This is a genomic window from Candidatus Njordibacter sp. Uisw_058 (assembly GCF_047730065.1).
Classification (GTDB): Bacteria; Pseudomonadota; Gammaproteobacteria; order Pseudomonadales; family Balneatricaceae; genus Njordibacter.
On the sequence record NZ_CP159829.1, the window covers coordinates 1,142,644 to 1,159,693 of the forward strand.

The following is a 17,050-nucleotide window of genomic DNA, read 5'->3' on the forward strand; positions in this document are numbered from 1 at the left end:
TTTGAAGTTGATTTCAGTTTTAGTTATTGACGACTCAGCACTAATGCGCAAGTTATTAACTGGGGTAATTAATGGTGACCCACGCATGGAAGTTGTAGGAACTGCTGAAGATCCTTATGTGGCTCGCGAACAAATCAAACAACTCAACCCAGATGTATTAACTCTTGATATTGAAATGCCAAAAATGAACGGCATAACCTTTTTACGTAATTTAATGCGTTTGCGTCCTATGCCGGTTGTTATGGTCTCTACCCTTACAGAAAAAGGCGCTTCGGCCACACTTGAATCACTCGAGTTAGGTGCCTTTGACTATGTCGCCAAATCGACACTTCAGGAAGATTGGGGTATCGACAAGTTTGCTAAGTTAGTCGTAGAAAAAGTCCATATGGCCTCCTTGGCTAATATTAATGCGCTGGCTCAAAGTAGTTTGCTTTTGGCAATGGATGAAGAAAAAAGACAACGACTGACTGCGATTGAAACGGGCAGGTTAAAACAGGGTACTATTATCGCGATTGGGTCCTCGACAGGAGGCACTGAAGCACTCAATCAGATCTTGTCCATGATGCCCGCTAATGCTCCACCTATCGTCATTGCTCAGCACATTCCAGCCACCTTTAGTGCATCGTTGGCACGGCGCCTTAACGATGGGTCGGCCATGAAGGTCATCGAAGCGATAGATGGTGGTGAAATATTGCCTGGACATGCTTATTTGGCACCAGGTAATTGTCATATGACGCTGCGGCGTCGGGGCCATGGGTATATTTGTCGGCTATTGCAGACTGAAAAAGTTAACCGGCATAGGCCATCAGTGGATGTGTTATTTGATTCAGTGCTTGGTGAAGTTGGCAGCCTTGCAATTGGGGTTATTTTAACAGGAATGGGCGCTGATGGAGCCGAAGGTTTGTTGCGTATGCGCGAAGCAGGTTGTCAAACGGTAGGTCAGGATGAGCATTCTAGTGTGGTTTATGGCATGCCTAGGGCGGCTAAAAATCTGGGTGCGGTTGAGTTTCAATTGCCTTTGTCAAAAATTCCCCAAAAATTATTAGATCTGTGTGTGACTTCAGAGTCAGGTGTCAGGGCGTTATGAAGACCCAGGTCTGGGCAGTCGCCAACCAAAAGGGTGGTGTGGGTAAAACCACCAGTGTGGTGACATTGGCAGGATTGCTTGCCCAACAAGGACATCAGGTGTTAGTTGTGGACCTGGACCCACATGGTTCTTTGACTAGTTATTTTGGCTTAGACCCTGACACCATCAATGACTCCGTTTATGATTTGTTTGTTAACTCCCAGCAAACAGTGGCAAACCTCCTTGTGCCCACTAATTTACTCAATCTCACCTTGCTACCTTCCAGCAGTCGCATGGCTGCGTTAGAGCGCCAGTCTAGTCAAATGGGGGGTATGGGTTTAGTCATTCAGCAGGCCTTAGTTCAGGTCGAATCTATGTTCGACTATGTGCTCATTGATAGCCCACCCATTTTGGGTGTAGCTATGATTAATGCACTAGCGGCATGTGAACTATTATTGATGCCAGTACAAACTGAATTTCTTGCTATTAAAGGCTTAATGCGCATGTCTAAAAGCTTAGATTTAGTGTTGAAGACCCGACATCAACAACTGCAAGCACTCATTCTTCCGACGATGTACGACCGCCGAACAAAATCATCTATTCAGAGTCTGCGTATTATTCGGGCGGAATTTGGAGAGCATGTGTCCCATGCTCTTATTCCCATTGATACTCAATTTCGTAATGCGAGCTCAGCGGGCAAAGTGCCCAGCCAATATAATCATTTGGCTCGAGGAGTTCAGGCTTATGACTTATTATTGACCCAATTGCAGCGCAGGCGGCAAAAAATACCACAATGGACTGGGGTTGCTCATGGTCAATGATAACGATACTGATGCCGTGCTATTGGATTATTTTTCTGAACTATTACGCTCTGATGAGTCTGAGCATAAAAGTGCATCGACGGCAGGAGTGGATTCGCTTTTAACCCTTAAACCTCAAGCCTGCTTGCAGGTTAAGGTGGGCGAGCAAGGTTTATTATTTCAATTAGCTGATTTATCAGGTATGCAGGCTCTATGTGGGCCTTTAATTGCTCAGGCAGATACCTTTTGGCAGAGTGAGAAACACAGCGATCAAGTGCTCTTAGACTTGAGACCATTATTGAGTCTAGCGGCAGTTGAATATAATCAAAGTAGTTGGCAGGGGCACAGTCTTAAATTCAAGCAGCCCCATTTATCAGTATTGGTTGATACCATTATTGGCCCAGTGCATTCTCAGGGGCATGAACAATGGCAAATTTTTAATGGTGTGCGCTATAGTTTAATGATTAATTAGCTATACCTTTATATCGTTATACCCTTATATCCCTATACCTTACTTTACTCATTGTAGTACTTAACTTGATTCTCATTTTCGTCCTAAGCAGATATACTAAAGTCATTCAATTGTGTTGAGTTAGCCATTGTGTCTTTTGATTTACCCACCACATCCCACTTTTTGAATGTCAGTGATCTAGCTTGTGAGCGGGATTTACGTATTTTATACAGTGATCTTAATTTTGCCGTTAAAGCGGGTGAGTTGTGGCACATTAAGGGCATCAATGGCGCAGGAAAAACCACCTTGTTGCGCCAGGTTGCAGGCCTTCATGCTGTAGATACGGGGCAAGTTTTATATTCCGATAATATGGTTAAGATGATTTACATTGGTCACAAGTTGGGCCTCAAAGAACAGCTTACAGCAGATGAAAATTTGACTTGGCTGGTTGGGTTAGATGGGTTCTCAACTCAGCAACAGCGTTACACTGCTTTGGAAAAAGTGGGTCTAAAGGGTTACGAAGAGACGATGGTAGCGCAGCTGTCTGCGGGTCAAAAGAGAAGGGTTGCTTTAGCTCGTTTGCATGTATGTAAAGTCGATTTATGGGTACTTGATGAACCCTTCACCTCCATAGACCAACAAGGCATCGTTGATGAGCAAAACTGGTTACACCAGCACACCTCTGCAGGTGGTACGGTAATAATGACCAGCCATCAAGCCATCACTTTGCCGCATGTTAAAACGTTAGATCTGAGTTTATATGGCCCTCAGTCCCAGTCAAAGAATAAAGCTAATGGTCAGGCATTAAGATGATTAAATTCATGCTAACTATTATCCATCGCGACCTATTACTTTTAGTCCGGCAACCCTCTGAAATCCTAAATCCGTTAGTATTTTTTCTATTAGTGATTGCGTTATTTCCTTTGGGCATTAGTCCTGAAGCCACACTCTTATCTAAAACCGCTGCGGGTATGATATGGGTGGCAGCAATGCTCGCGACTTTGCTATCTTTGGAATTATTATTCAAGCTAGATCATGATGACGGTAGTTTGGAGCAATTATTGTTAGCGCCTTATCCAAGTTGGAGTTTAGTGCTGGCCAAAGTGTTTGTGCATTGGTTAGTGAGTGGCTTACCCCTAATTTTAATCTCCCCTGTGATAGCTTCAATGCTATTTTTGCCAAGCCAAGCCGTACCTGTTTTAATGCTAAGCCTGCTTCTGGGCACGCCCACCCTGAGTTTATTGGGTGCCATTGGTGCTGCCTTGGTTACTGGAGTTAGAGGTGGAGGAATTTTGTTGACACTGCTCATTTTGCCTTTGTATGTGCCAGTTCTTATTTTTGGCACATCAAGTGTGGTGGCCGCAGCTCAGGGCTTGGCTGTGAGTGGCCACATGGCGCTATTGGGAGCGATGTTGGTATTGGCCTTAATGGTAGCTCCTTGGGCCGCTGGCTCAGCGTTAAAGTTGTAACATAGGCCTTAATTAAGAAATTAAAGTTTCATTATTGGAACCTACTAAAAGAGATGGTATTTATGACCCAGTCTATCTGGCGTATGCCCCGTTGGTTCCATCAAATGGGGTCGCCTAAATGGTTTTATGACATTGCTGGTCGCCTTCAGCCATGGCTTGCTTTGGCAACTGCAGTATTGCTAATTTGGGGTTCAGTGTGGGGACTGGCTTTTGCCCCAGCAGATTATCAACAGGGCAATAGTTTTCGCATTATGTATGTGCATGTGCCTGCCGCTATTTTGGCACAGTCGGTATTTTTAGGTATGGCTGTGGCTGGTGCAGTGGGTATGGTTTGGAAGATGAAAGTGGCCTTTATGGTCGCGCGCAGTTGCATAGCGATGGGAGCATCCTTTACCTTGATTGCATTAATAACGGGTGCTATCTGGGGTAAACCAACCTGGGGTGCCTACTGGGTGTGGGACGCTCGACTGACCTCAACCCTAGTGTTGCTGTTTCTTTACGCTGGCGTCATCGCCTTAAATCAAGCCATAAGTGAACGTCAAGTTGCCGGCAAAGCCAGTGCTATTTTGGCTATTGTAGGAACGATCAATATCCCTATTATTAAGTATTCGGTGGAATGGTGGAATACCTTGCACCAAACTTCAAGTTTTACCTTAACGGCTAAGCCAAGTATGCCTGCAGATATGTATTTGCCTCTTCTTTTGATGGTGTTAGGTTGTTATTGCTTGTTTGCATTGGTGGTATTGATGCGCACACGGGCGCAAATACTAGAAACCCAGTCAGGTTCAGTTTGGCTTATGCAGCATGCGGATATTCAAGGAGCAAAATAGTGTATTTTGAATCGTTAACTGAGTTTTGGAATATGGCAGGACATGGACCTTACGTTTGGTCTTGTTATGGGTTGTTTTTTTCTCTTTTAGGCATCAATGTTTGGCTTGCTCGAGGCCAAAGATTAAGGGCCCTCAAGCAAGTTAAAGCCTTCGCACGACGTAACCAGTAATTAAAAGGCAAACAATAATGTTGATGCACCCAAAAAGACGAAATAAACTATTACTCATCCTTGGCCTCTTGTGTGGAGTAGGCGTGATCGTAGGCTTGGTGCTTTATGCCTTGTCACAGAATATAAATCTGTTTTTTTCGCCATCCGATATGGCTCAAGGAAAGGCGCCAGCGCATCAGCGTATCAGGGCGGGTGGTATGGTAAGGGAAGGCAGTTTAGTGCGTGATGCAGACAGCTTGAGTGTGCGTTTTCTTATTACTGATTTTGTGGAAGATGTTGAGGTGAATTATACGGGCATACTGCCTGACCTGTTTCGCGAAGGGCAAGGCATTGTGGCCCAAGGTGAGCTCAATGAGAACGGTATTTTTTTAGCCGATGAAGTGTTAGCCAAACATGATGAAAACTACATGCCGCCAGAGGTGACTCAAGCCCTGGATGATGCGCGGGCTGCCAGTTTAGTAACGCAGTCCCTCAATACTGAGGATACCCTCATACCTACTCAAAGCGAGACATCCAAATGATCCCAGAAATTGGTAACGTTGCCTTAATATTGTCTTTGTTCTTAGCTGTGAGTTTAAGTCTGCTGCCAATGTTGGGTTCTTACACTGGTCAAACCCGCCTCATGCTGAGTGCTAAACCCCTTTCCGTTGGACTGGGCGTCATGCTGCTCATTGCCTTTGCAATGTTAACCGTGGCCTTTGCCCAGGATGACTTTAGTGTGCGCTACGTAGCACAGAATTCCAATACGGCTCTGCCCATGCAATACAAAATTAGTGCAGTTTGGGGTGGTCATGAAGGGTCATTATTACTTTGGGTGGTAATCCTTGGTATGTGGACTATGGCGGTTAGTCTTTTGAGCAAGACGCTGCCCCTCATTATGCAAGCTAGAGTGTTGGCAGTCATGGGCATGATAGGGGTGGGTTTTATATCCTTCACTTTGCTTACGAGTAATCCTTTTTGGCGTTTATTGCCAGAGGCGGCCCTTCAAGGAGCAGATTTAAATCCTCTATTGCAGGATTTTGGCCTGATCGTTCACCCACCTATGTTATACATGGGTTATGTTGGATTTTCTGTAGCTTTTGCGTTTGCGATAGCCGCTTTGTTAGATGGTCATTATGATGCAGCATGGGTGCGTTGGTCGCGCCCATGGACCAGTGTTGCTTGGGCTTTTTTAACAGCAGGCATCGCGCTTGGCAGCTGGTGGGCCTACTATGAGCTCGGCTGGGGTGGTTGGTGGTTTTGGGATCCTGTTGAAAATGCCTCCTTTATGCCTTGGTTGGTGGGTACGGCGTTGCTTCACTCATTGGCTGTATCAGAAAAACGAGGTTTGTTTAAAAACTGGACCTTATTACTTGCGATCCTAGCCTTTAGCTTGAGTCTGCTAGGTACTTTTCTAGTGCGCTCAGGGGTACTCACTTCAGTACACGCATTTGCTTCAGATCCTGATCGTGGCTACTTTGTTTTGGTGCTGTTGGCCATTACAGTGGGAGGCTCTTTACTGTTGTTTGCTTTGCGCGCAACCACGGTAGAAAGTCAGGTAGGTTATCGTTTTTGGTCTCGTGAAACGTTTCTACTATCGAACAATGTGTTACTTGTGATTGCGGCCCTCACCATCTTACTAGGCACTTTGTATCCTTTATTTTTAGATGCTTTGGGAGGCGGTAAAATTTCTGTGGGACCGCCCTATTTTAATGCTGCTTTTGTGCCTTTAATGGTGCTTTTGGTGGTGGCCATGGGATTTGGTTTGGGTTCAAAATGGAAGCGCATAAACCCCACCGAGTTATTGCGATTATTACGCTCACCTGCGCTTATAGCTGTGGTCCTAGGGCTTGCATTTCCTTTTGCTTATGCGGGTGAATTTAATGCCTCGACCGCTTTAGCGGCTGCATTATTGGTGTGGTTGTTGGCAGCCTCTTGGGTTGACCTGAGCCGTCGGTTGCGGCACCAAAATTGGTGGCGCGGTTTGCGGCAATTAAACCCTGGCTACTACGGCATGTTGATGGCACACCTTGGCGTAGGAGTGATGGCCTTGGGTATTGCTGTTGTCAGTCATTACTCGGTACAAAAAGATTTACGCATGGGTGTTGGTGATCAAGCTACGCTGGGTCAGTATGAATTTACCTTTATGGGTGTGCAAGACGTAATAGGGCCCAACTTTACTGCGGTTGAGGGCCAAGTCAAGGTCGTCAAGGACCGTGATTTTGTCGCCTATTTGTTGCCTCAAAAACGCACTTACACGAGTCGTGGGCAAGTCATGACTGAGGCGTCTATTGATCCAGCCCTGAGTCGAGATATTTATGTGGCTATGGGCGAACCTTTATCTGATGGAGCTTGGGCCATGCGATTGCATATCAAGCCCTTGATTCGTTGGATCTGGCTTGGGGCGCTGATGATGGCATTAGGTGGCATGCTCGCTGTTTGGGACAAACGCTATCGACGAACTAAACCTACCACTGATGGAGCTATAATATGACTCACACTGCAAAGCGACTACTGATGGTGTCGCCCATGGTGATGGCCTTCGCACTGGGGTTATTTCTCTACCAAGGAATTGGCCAGGACCCTAACAACACTGAATCAAGTTTGATTGGTCAAACATTACCTGAGTTTAGTGGCCAAACACTGGATTCTCCTGGTCGAACTGTGTCTCAAGCTGACATGCTTGGCCAGCCAGCTCTTGTCAATGTCTGGGCCACTTGGTGTCCTACCTGTCGGGCTGAGCATGAATTTCTAAACACTATTGCACAACAAGATAATGTTCGCATCTTTGGGGTTAATTATCATGACCAAAAAGATGCAGCGCAGCAATGGCTGCAAGACCTAGGCAACCCTTATGTGTTTTCAGTGTTTGATCCAAACGGTGCTCTTGGGATTGAGTTGGGTGTAGTTGGAGCCCCGGAAACATACTTAATTGATGCCCAAGGAGTAGTACTTGATAAACTCACTGGAGAACTAAATGAGCGAACTTGGCCACAGTTGCGTAGCCATTATCTCAGTTTGTTAGAGGCCAAGAACTGATGTTAAAAAGTATTACAGTGACCCTGTTATTAGGTTTCATGAGTTGGGCCTCACCACTGGTGCAAGCTGGTGTTGGCTCTTATGAATTTGCAGAACCAGAAATGGCACAACGTTTTGTTGACCTAACTACCGTGTTACGTTGTCCAAAATGTCAAAATCAAAGTTTAGCAGATTCAGATTCGATTATTGCGAAGGATTTGCGTGGGCAGTTACAAATGTTGATCAAGACGGGTCAGACTGATCGTCAAATTACAGACTTTATGGTGCAGCGTTATGGTGAATTTATTCTCTATGATCCGCCTTTTAATAAAGGCACTTTGGTGCTGTGGCTGGCTCCATTTGGCATGGTATTGCTTGGTTTGTGGGCGCTGTGGTTTTTTGGTCGCAAAACCTCAGGCCAGGGTGCAATGTTGACACCCAAGGAGCAACAACAAATAGAACAACTTTTAGCAGACAACCAAGCTCAGCACAGGGATTTAAAAAATGATTGAACTTTGGGCTGCGATTGTTTTTTTATTATGCCTAACAAGCGGATTTGTACTTTGGGCTTGGTGGCGGCCCTTGCCTATGTCAGCGCTTGCTAATAATAGAAATGATGCCGTAGTCTCACTTTATCGTGCTAAAAAAATGGAACTTGAGCAAGAACTTGCTTCTGCACAAATCAATCGCAGTGATTACGATCAAGCTTTGGCTGAAATGCAGCGCACGTTATTATTAGACACTTCAGCGGCATCTGGCTCCAACAAGTCAGCCAATCATGCAGGTGGCTTATTATTGCTGTTGGTCGCCCTAGTGATTCCAGCTGCGGGCTTAGTGACCTATTTTCAATTAGGATCCTACAGTGGCTTGCAACAAAGTTATAACTTAAAAAATACACGTTCGATTGCTGCCTCTGCACCGTCATTGAAGTTGTTAATAAGCGGACTTGAAGAGGCTTTGCAGGAACAACCCAATAATCCGGAAGGATGGTATTTATTGGCCAATAGTTATATGCAATTAGAGCAGACAGCGATGGGCATTAAAGCGTTTGAGCAAGCGTTAAGCTTTGTGGAAGCAGGTAGTCGTCAGCACGCTGCTCTTCTGGGGCAGTATGCACAAGCGGTGTTTTTTAATGAAGGTGAATTTAATCAAAGAGTTAATCAAGCCATTGCTGAGGCAATGTCACAAGACCCAAAAGATGTGTCAGCTTTAAGTTTGTTGGGTATTCAAGCCTTTGAAAATGCAAGTTATGATGCGGCTATACAGTTTTGGCAACGTGCGTTACCCAGGGCTGGTGAGGGACAAGGTAGAGTTTCACTAGAATCCGGTATTGCAAGCGCCCAACAAATGCTTAATAAAGATTCCAGTCATAGCCAAGGGGAGTCCCTAGCAGTAAAGGTGTCTTTGGCCAATGGTCTATCTATTCCGGCCTCAACCCAAGCGGTGCTTTTTGTTTATGCTAGAGAATCTGAGGCAGGCATGCCACTATTTGCTAGTAAATTAGACCCTAATGATCTGCCCCTTGACGTGCTTTTTACCAATTCAATGGCGCTTCAGGTGGGTACACGTTTGGCTGATTATAAATCTCTAAAATTTATTGCCCATATTGCATTAGCTGGTGTTCCGGGTCAAAAGTCTGGTGATTTGGTAAGTCAAACCTTGGACGTGATGATCGATGGCAGTGATATTAATGCGGAAAATAAAACAGTTTATTTGACCATCGACCAAATCCTGAAGTAGTCTAGCATCAAAAATACTAACTCTAGAGTGAATGGATGCGCCTAAAGAGCATCAAATTAGCCGGTTTTAAATCTTTTGTCGACCCTACTAAGGTCCTTTTACCAGGGAACCTTTGTGCTGTGGTTGGCCCCAACGGCTGTGGAAAATCTAATATTATTGATGCGGTTCGTTGGGTTATGGGAGAAAGTTCTGCCAAAAACCTGCGGGGTGAGAACGCGACGGACGTTATTTTTAATGGTTCAAGTAGTCGACAACCCGTTGGTCAAGCAACGATTGAATTAGTGTTTGATAATCATGACCGCACTTTAGCGGGTGAATTTGCCAGTTACAATGAAGTCTCCATCCGTCGCAAGGTTACTCGTGAAGGACAATCGACTTATTATTTAAATGGTCAAAAGTGCCGCCGAAGAGACGTGACAGATTTGTTTTTAGGAACAGGTCTAGGTCCTCGTAGTTATTCTATTATTGAACAGGGTATGATTTCTCGCCTGATCGAATCACGTCCTGAAGAATTGCGAGTTTATATTGAGGAGGCCGCTGGTATTTCTCGTTATAAAGAGCGCCGACGTGACACTGCCAACCGCATTAGCCGCAGCCGTGAAAACCTAGCGCGCTTGCAGGATATTAGAGAAGAGCTAGGCCGTCAATTAGAAACCCTTAAACAGCAAGCCACAGCTGCAGAACAATATACCGAACTAAAACAGAATGAGCGCCAACATAAGTCTCAATTAGCGGCCTTACAATGGCGTGAGTTACGCCAAAAGTTGATAGATCAACGCATCAATATGGGTCGCATTGAAGAACAAATTGTTTTGCAAAAAAGTGAGCAAGACACGCGTTTAGTGCAAATGGACGTGCAAAAAAACGACTTGGCTTTGTTGAATGATAGTTTTACCGAGCAGCAGGGTGGGTTTTATGGTTTGGGTGCAGACATAGCGCGTTTAGAACAAACCATCGAGTACCAGCAACAACAACAAAAGCGTTGGCAAGCCGATGAGACTGAAGCACTAGAGCAGTTGCAACGTATCGATGAGGCATGCACTGCAGATGGTAACGAGCTTAACCAACTCAGCCAGCAACAAGAACAGCTCGAACTAGATGCTGAATTAGCCTCTGAACAGTTATTTGAAGCCGAGACCCATGTGCAAGAAAAAGAGGAAGAGCGTCAATATTGGCAACTTCAGTGGCAGCAAAAAAGTGATCAAACGAGTCACTTAAAACGCATCATAGAGGTTGCCAAAACAGGTTTGCAACATCAACAACAGCAGGCTAGCCAAGCGCGACAAGATCGCCAAACAAGCGCCAGTGAACTGGAAAATCTAAGTTTTGCAAATGAAGACGACATTGATTTATTAGGAGCCCAACTTGATCAGCAAAAACAACAACAACAGCTTTTTAAGGAGCAGTTGTTAAATTTGGAAACAGAGTTAGAAGCCCTGAAACAAGAAGAGCGTGGGCAACAAGAGGCGTTAGACGGGCAAGTGCAGGAATTAGGTATGCTGGCTGGGCAATTGGCATCATTGCGCTTGCTTCTAGCAGAGGCTGAACGAGAAGCGCCAGACTTGCCTGCAGATTGGCAGGCAGAAGTTGACCAAAAGCTCGTCGACACTATGCAAGTGGATCCTCAATGGGAAGTGGCTGTGGAGCACGTTTTACAAGATTGGTTGGGAGGCTACTTGTTGGGTCAAATGCCTGACCAAAATGTTGACCAATTAATTGCTGCCAGAGGCTTAACACTCTTTGTACCGCAGCAGCATCAAAATTCTACAAAACCCATTAATGCGCATCCAAGTTTAGTTGATAAGGTCACCGTGCCTTTTGGCTTACAGGGTTTATTAGCTCACGTGTTCTTGGCTAATAACTGGCATGAGGCAAATGACTTGTTAGCCAGTTTACCGATTTATGCCAGTGTCATTTTGCCTGACGGTCTTTGGATAGGTCATGGCTGGGTGCGCACGCCGCCCCGAGAGGGCAGTGTGACTGGAGTGCTTGGGCGCAAGCAACAAGTGCAAGCTTTGTCGACTCAAGAAGCAGCGCTGCGGGCTCATCAAAAAATCACCCAAGACACACTAACACAGGCCAGAGAAGAAACTGTAGAGCTTGAAAAAACCTTAACCCAAACGCGTGAAGCCCAGCAGCAAGGCCAGCATCAAGCGCAGCAGAAACAGCAGGCGCTTGCTCTTTTGCAACAACAAAGTCAGCAGGGCTTGGCACAGCAGCAAAATTTACAACAACGGATACAGCAGCAAACTCAGCGGCTAGAAGACTCAGACGAAGAAATAGCATTGCTTCAAGAGCAGTTGGGTGAGCACGAACTAGCGCTTGAAAGCACACAATTAAACTTGCCAGACTTAGAAGTTGATAAAGAATCTGTAGAGACGCAACTTGGGCAAGTTAGGCTCGAGTTTAGTCAAAAGCAGCAACAAGTGATGCAACTGCAGGCACGCAAAGACAGTGTGCTGGCGCAGATAACCAGTTTAGGTCGTTCTGTTGAACGTTTGCACGAACAACGTGCTCAGTGGCGTGATAAACAAACCGAGATTGAATCTAGGGTTGGCAGCCAGCAACAACTAGATGATGGATCTGAGAAGAGCTTGGCGGAGCAACTGGAGAGACTGCTTACTTTGCGTGTGGAAGCAGAGACTAAAATGGAGCAAGGGCGGCGTGGCATTAACCAATTAGAACAGGTGATGCGCCAGCTTGAAAAACAGCAGCTTCAACAAGACAATGAGATTCAACAAGCTGATCGGGTGTTGCAAGATGAACGTTTAATTGAACGCGAGTTAGAGGTTAATGCAGAACATATTAAAAAATTGATGATAGAGCAAAACGTACTGGTAGAAAAATTGGCAGAAATACTACCGGAGACTATTGATCAAGAGCAGTTAAGTCGCTTACTAGAGCAGTGCCAGAACCGCATCAAGCGCCTTGGTGCGATCAACTTAGTTGCGATTGAAGAATATAAGTTGCAACAAGAGCGCAAAGCCTTTCTTGATCTGCAGCACGATGAAGTAATTGACGCTTTAGATAGTTTAGAACAAGCTATGCAAAAAATTGATAAAGAAACACGGGCTCGATTTAAACAAACATTTGACACAGTAAACGAGAGTTTAGGTAGCCTATTTCCCAAAGTATTTGGAGGCGGGCGGGCTTCGCTTGAACTTACTGATGACGACATGTTATCGACGGGTGTGACTATCATGGCGCAGCCCCCTGGCAAAAGAAACAGTAGTATTCATTTGTTGTCAGGTGGAGAAAAAGCATTGACTGCAATAGCCCTAGTTTTTTCCATATTTCAGCTCAACCCGTCACCTTTTTGTATGTTAGATGAAGTGGATGCACCCTTAGATGACGCCAATGTAGAGCGCTATGCTCGCCTTGTAAAAGAAATGTCAGCTCAGGTGCAATTTATCTATATTAGCCATAATAAAATTGCCATGGAAATGGCAACCCAGTTGTTGGGCGTCACTATGCAAGAAGCTGGGGTGTCCAGAGTCGTGACAGTGGACGTAGACCAAGCTATTAACATGACAGATCAAACTTTAGCTGTTTAGCATTCATCAAGTATGCATCAAGTATCCATTTAGTATTTATTTAGTGTTTATTTATCGTTTTTATCGCTTTTAATGGGCGTATTATCAAATAACACTATAAAAACAAGGCCTAAAGGTTTTATATCTATTATTTAGAAGGTATAGTTAAATACGACTTTGCGTGCTTTGCAGCATAATAATAATTTTTAAAAATAGAAATTCTTATGGCATTAACAACGTGGTTATTGATGTTTGGTGGTTTAACTTTTGTGGCCGTCGTAATAGATGGTGTGCGGCGTATGTTCGTGAGCCATGCAGCGTTGAAGATTGATATAGACGAAAGCTACTGTGACCTGCCTGTAGTAACTTACAGCAGTGAGTTACCTAATGGCGGCGCGCGCGTTGTGACTGCTGAACGCAAACTAGCAGTGACTGTCGAAATCACAAACATTGACCTCGAACCGACTGGTAATTTAGAAGCTGTAAATCTGCAAGCAGAAACTTTGGTTGATGAAGTCCCTAAAGTTACCCAGTTAACGAGCACTACCCCTCCTTTGACAGAATCTATAGAACAACATGAAGTTGCCGAAGAACTTGAGACTGAGCACCCCGATGTGGGTGAAGTTGTGTTTGAAGACTTAGCTTTAGTTGAATTGGCAAACCCAGATTTAGTTGAATTAGCCGACCCTGCTTTAGCCGAATTAGTGCCGCAAGACTTGACGGTTGCAGATCCTGTGGTAATGGACTTACCGGTAGAAGATGAATTTGAATTTACCTCTGACTTTGCCACTGATTGCATTACTGATTCAGCTGCCAGCGCTGAAATAACAGGCGAGCAGTCGGACATAAATTTGGATGTGACATTGGGTGCGGCAGAGATTATGACAGAGGTTATGACAGAGGGTAGAGCTGTCATTGAGAGTCGAGATGAAAGTAGTGATATGGATGTTGGTAAAGAACACTTTATTCTTGATCGGACCCCCATCAGCTTATCAAGCGAAGAAATAGAAGCATTAACTAATGTTAGCGATGAGCAAAACCTTATACCGGATACGCCAGACGTTATTTTAGCCAGTTCAGACTTTGACCCTACTCGGCCAGTTCATGAACTGGTAGAAACTAATTCAATGGTACAAAGTGATTTATTTGCTGAGCAGGATCTCACTTCACTGGTCACGGTCAAAAGTAGTGTAGGTCATGATTTACTTGAAACCAGTGATGATATCTTGTTTAGTGATACAGGGATTGAAGAATTATATGCAAAAGAGGTTTCCGTGCATGACTCGGATGTTTTGACTGAGTGCAGCGAAGATCAAAGCCTCTCCAAACGTTTTGCGAAGGTCACTTCCATGACCTTTGGTAAAAAACTATTGAGTCGAAAGCGAGTGGCAGAACAAGAAGCGTTAGATGCTGTTGAAGAAGAAGGTGCACACCATGGGACAGATGTTGAGCAAGTCATTAGTATTTTTGTCACAGCCAACGATCGCCAAGGTTTCTATGGGCCTCAATTGCTTCAATTGGTCAAAGCATGCGGCATGGTGTTTGGAGAAATGGAGATCTTCCATCGCTTCGAAGATGGACTAAGGTTAGGTAAAACCCAATTCAGTATGGCCAATATGATGGAACCAGGTACCTTTGACCTAGGTGATATAAATCATTTGCATACCCCAGGAGTGGTCTTCTTTTTGGGTCTGCCAATGGCTCAAGATAGTATGCAGGCCTTTGACTATATGCTTGAAACTGCCCAGTGTTTGGCGAGTAACCTTGGGGGTGGCGTACTTGACGAGCAACGCAGCGTTATGCGTCCACAGACCATTGCCCATTGTCGCCAGCAAATCCGTGATTTTGAGCGACGTCATTTGACACGTCGTGCACAACTCTAACTCTCTAATAGTTTAAAAATAACGATGTCAAATACGCTTATGACGCAACTCGACGTCATTAAAGACCAATTGCGCGAGCATAATCACAGCTACTACATACTTGATGATCCCAGAGTTCCTGATGCTGAGTATGATCGGCTGATGCAACAACTTTTAACCATCGAAAAAGCTAACCCGCAATGGGTAACTGCTGACTCTCCAAGCCAAAGAGTGGGAGACAAACCCCTTGAGAGTTTTAAACAAGTCACCCACGCAATTCCCATGCTTTCTCTAGATAACGTTTTTAATGGGGATGATTTATGTGATTTTGATCGTCGTGTTAGAGAACGTTTGAATAAATATCTTCAACGGCCCCTAGACCAGCCGATTGCGTATGCCTGCGAACCTAAGCTGGATGGCATTGCTGTAAGTCTTACCTATGAAAAAGGCATGTTAGTCACCGCAGCCACACGGGGTGATGGCAGTCGTGGTGAAGACATTACCCAAAATATCCGCACCCTTGATTCAGTTCCGCTGCGTTTAATTGGTAAAAACTGGCCTGAAACCCTCGAAGTAAGAGGTGAAGTCTATATGCCTAGTGTGGGCTTTGAAGCCCTCAATACAAAATTAGTTGAACAAGGGCTCAAGACTTACGTTAACCCCCGCAATACTGCTGCTGGAAGCTTGCGTCAACTGGATAGCAGAATAACAGCGCAAAGGCCTCTAGAGATGTGTGCCTATAGCATTGGTCTGGTCAGTGAAGAAAGCCCTTTACCCCCGCAACATTTCGATATTTTGCACCAATTGCAGGTCTGGGGATTTAAAATTAATGCTGAAATGCGTCGGGTGCTAGGAATTGAAGCCTGTTTAGACTATTACCAAGCATTGGCAGTCAAACGGAGTCATTTAGCCTATGAAATTGATGGTATTGTTTTTAAGGTTGATGAATTGGAACTGCAAAAAAGTTTAGGTTTTGTTGCGCGCGCCCCTCGATGGGCCATTGCCCATAAATTTCCAGCTCAAGAAGAAATGACGCGTGTATTAAAAGTTGAATTTCAGGTAGGACGGACTGGAGCAGTCACGCCAGTGGCTCGATTAGAGCCAGTATTTGTCGGTGGAGTGACCGTGAGTAATGCCACCTTACATAATATGGATGAAATACAACGTTTAGATCTCCACATAGGCGATACGGTGATTGTACGCCGCGCTGGTGACGTCATTCCCAAGGTCGTCAAAGTAGTGTTAGAACGGCGACAAGCGAATGCACAGGTCGTAGAGGCGCCCTTAACTTGCCCTAAGTGTAAAGGTCCTGTCGAGAGGGAGGATGGCGAAACTGCATTAAGATGCGTCAATGGCTTAAGTTGTGCTGCTCAAATTGTACAAGCCATCAAACATTTTGTGTCTCGCAAAGCAATGGACATTGATGGCTTGGGTGAAAAGCAAGTTCAAAGCTTAGTTGAATCGGGCAGAGTAAAGCATATTGCAGATTTATATGCCTTAGATCAGACTGCGCTAATAGCGATGGATCGTATGGGAGAAAAATCTGCTAATAATCTTCTTTCTGCTTTACAAAAAAGCAAATCCACAAGTTTGGCTAAATTTTTATTTAGCCTAGGCATACGTGAAGTTGGAGAGGCTACGGCGCGCAGTTTAGCGCTGCACTTTGGTGCACTAGACAATATTAAAGCGGCAGATATCCAAAGCTTATTGGCCGTTGAAGACGTGGGTCCAATCGTAGCTCAGCGAATCTTTCACTTTTTTACTGATAATGAAACGCTGGCTGTAATTGATAAACTGCAAAATTTAGGCGTCACTTGGCCAGAATTTGACCCCGTAGACACTGAACAGCAAAACTTGCCATTTAAGGATATTTGCTTCGTGATTACAGGCACCTTAACGAGTGTTTCTCGAGAAGAGTTGAAGATTCAATTACAAGAATTAGGTGCCAAGGTGGCATCAAGCGTCTCCAAAAAAACAGATTATTTGGTGGCGGGAGATAAAGCAGGGTCTAAGTTGGTGAAGGCGCTGGATCTTAAAGTGCCAGTGCTAGATGAATCTCAAGTACAGATGATGATGGCTAATGCTCAAGCTTGAGGGACTTGGCTTTAATCACAGATGTGCCAAGTTATTTT

The 17,050-nt window shown here is 44.9% G+C and carries 15 protein-coding genes; all 15 read left to right on the forward strand.

The window, feature by feature from the left end; genetic code table 11:
• Position 1 precedes the first annotated feature (1 nt).
• Complete coding sequence (locus tag ABXT59_RS05285; RefSeq protein WP_443638161.1) at positions 2 to 1,087, forward strand: protein-glutamate methylesterase/protein-glutamine glutaminase; 1,086 nt, start codon at positions 2 to 4, stop codon at positions 1,085 to 1,087.
• Positions 1,084 to 1,887 carry a ParA family protein gene (locus tag ABXT59_RS05290; protein WP_443638162.1) on the forward strand — a complete coding sequence of 268 codons (804 nt, stop codon included), beginning with the start codon at positions 1,084 to 1,086 and terminating at the stop codon, positions 1,885 to 1,887. The genes ABXT59_RS05285 and ABXT59_RS05290 overlap by 4 nt, the downstream gene beginning before the upstream one ends.
• Positions 1,877 to 2,338 carry a hypothetical protein gene (locus tag ABXT59_RS05295; protein ID WP_443638163.1) on the forward strand — a complete coding sequence of 154 codons (462 nt, stop codon included), beginning with the start codon at positions 1,877 to 1,879 and terminating at the stop codon, positions 2,336 to 2,338. Before ABXT59_RS05290 ends, ABXT59_RS05295 begins: the two co-directional genes overlap by 11 nt.
• Positions 2,339 to 2,467: 129 nt before the next feature.
• The gene (gene ccmA / locus ABXT59_RS05300) at positions 2,468 to 3,130 is read left to right on the forward strand and encodes a cytochrome c biogenesis heme-transporting ATPase CcmA (RefSeq protein WP_443638164.1); all 663 of its coding nucleotides are present in this window, start codon (positions 2,468 to 2,470) and stop codon (positions 3,128 to 3,130) included.
• A gap of 8 nt (positions 3,131 to 3,138) precedes the next feature.
• The gene (gene ccmB, locus ABXT59_RS05305) at positions 3,139 to 3,786 is read left to right on the forward strand and encodes a heme exporter protein CcmB (RefSeq protein ID WP_443638165.1); all 648 of its coding nucleotides are present in this window, start codon (positions 3,139 to 3,141) and stop codon (positions 3,784 to 3,786) included.
• Between the two features lie 62 nt (positions 3,787 to 3,848).
• Complete coding sequence (locus ABXT59_RS05310; protein ID WP_443638166.1) at positions 3,849 to 4,616, forward strand: heme ABC transporter permease; 768 nt, start codon at positions 3,849 to 3,851, stop codon at positions 4,614 to 4,616.
• A gap of 32 nt (positions 4,617 to 4,648) precedes the next feature.
• Positions 4,649 to 4,786: a heme exporter protein CcmD gene (gene ccmD, locus ABXT59_RS05315; protein ID WP_443638554.1), complete on the forward strand. Its 138-nt coding sequence runs from the start codon at positions 4,649 to 4,651 to the stop codon at positions 4,784 to 4,786.
• A gap of 23 nt (positions 4,787 to 4,809) precedes the next feature.
• A complete protein-coding gene (gene ccmE / locus ABXT59_RS05320; RefSeq protein WP_443638556.1) occupies positions 4,810 to 5,307 on the forward strand; it encodes a cytochrome c maturation protein CcmE in 498 nt (165 codons plus the stop codon).
• A complete protein-coding gene (locus ABXT59_RS05325; protein WP_443638167.1) occupies positions 5,304 to 7,259 on the forward strand; it encodes a heme lyase CcmF/NrfE family subunit in 1,956 nt (651 codons plus the stop codon). Before ccmE ends, ABXT59_RS05325 begins: the two co-directional genes overlap by 4 nt.
• Entirely contained in the window at positions 7,256 to 7,804 is a 549-nt protein-coding gene (locus ABXT59_RS05330; RefSeq protein WP_443638168.1) for a DsbE family thiol:disulfide interchange protein, read from the forward strand. Before ABXT59_RS05325 ends, ABXT59_RS05330 begins: the two co-directional genes overlap by 4 nt.
• Complete coding sequence (locus tag ABXT59_RS05335) at positions 7,804 to 8,295, forward strand: cytochrome c-type biogenesis protein (RefSeq protein ID WP_443638169.1); 492 nt, start codon at positions 7,804 to 7,806, stop codon at positions 8,293 to 8,295. Before ABXT59_RS05330 ends, ABXT59_RS05335 begins: the two co-directional genes overlap by 1 nt.
• Complete coding sequence (ccmI, locus tag ABXT59_RS05340) at positions 8,288 to 9,523, forward strand: c-type cytochrome biogenesis protein CcmI (RefSeq protein ID WP_443638170.1); 1,236 nt, start codon at positions 8,288 to 8,290, stop codon at positions 9,521 to 9,523. The genes ABXT59_RS05335 and ccmI overlap by 8 nt, the downstream gene beginning before the upstream one ends.
• 35 nt (positions 9,524 to 9,558) lie before the next feature.
• Entirely contained in the window at positions 9,559 to 13,077 is a 3,519-nt protein-coding gene (gene smc, locus ABXT59_RS05345) for a chromosome segregation protein SMC (RefSeq protein ID WP_443638171.1), read from the forward strand.
• 203 nt (positions 13,078 to 13,280) lie between these two features.
• Entirely contained in the window at positions 13,281 to 14,939 is a 1,659-nt protein-coding gene (zipA, locus tag ABXT59_RS05350; protein WP_443638172.1) for a cell division protein ZipA, read from the forward strand.
• A gap of 39 nt (positions 14,940 to 14,978) precedes the next feature.
• On the forward strand, positions 14,979 to 17,012 hold the full coding sequence (gene ligA, locus ABXT59_RS05355) for an NAD-dependent DNA ligase LigA (protein ID WP_443638173.1): 2,034 nt from the start codon (positions 14,979 to 14,981) through the stop codon (positions 17,010 to 17,012).
• Positions 17,013 to 17,050 lie beyond the last annotated feature (38 nt).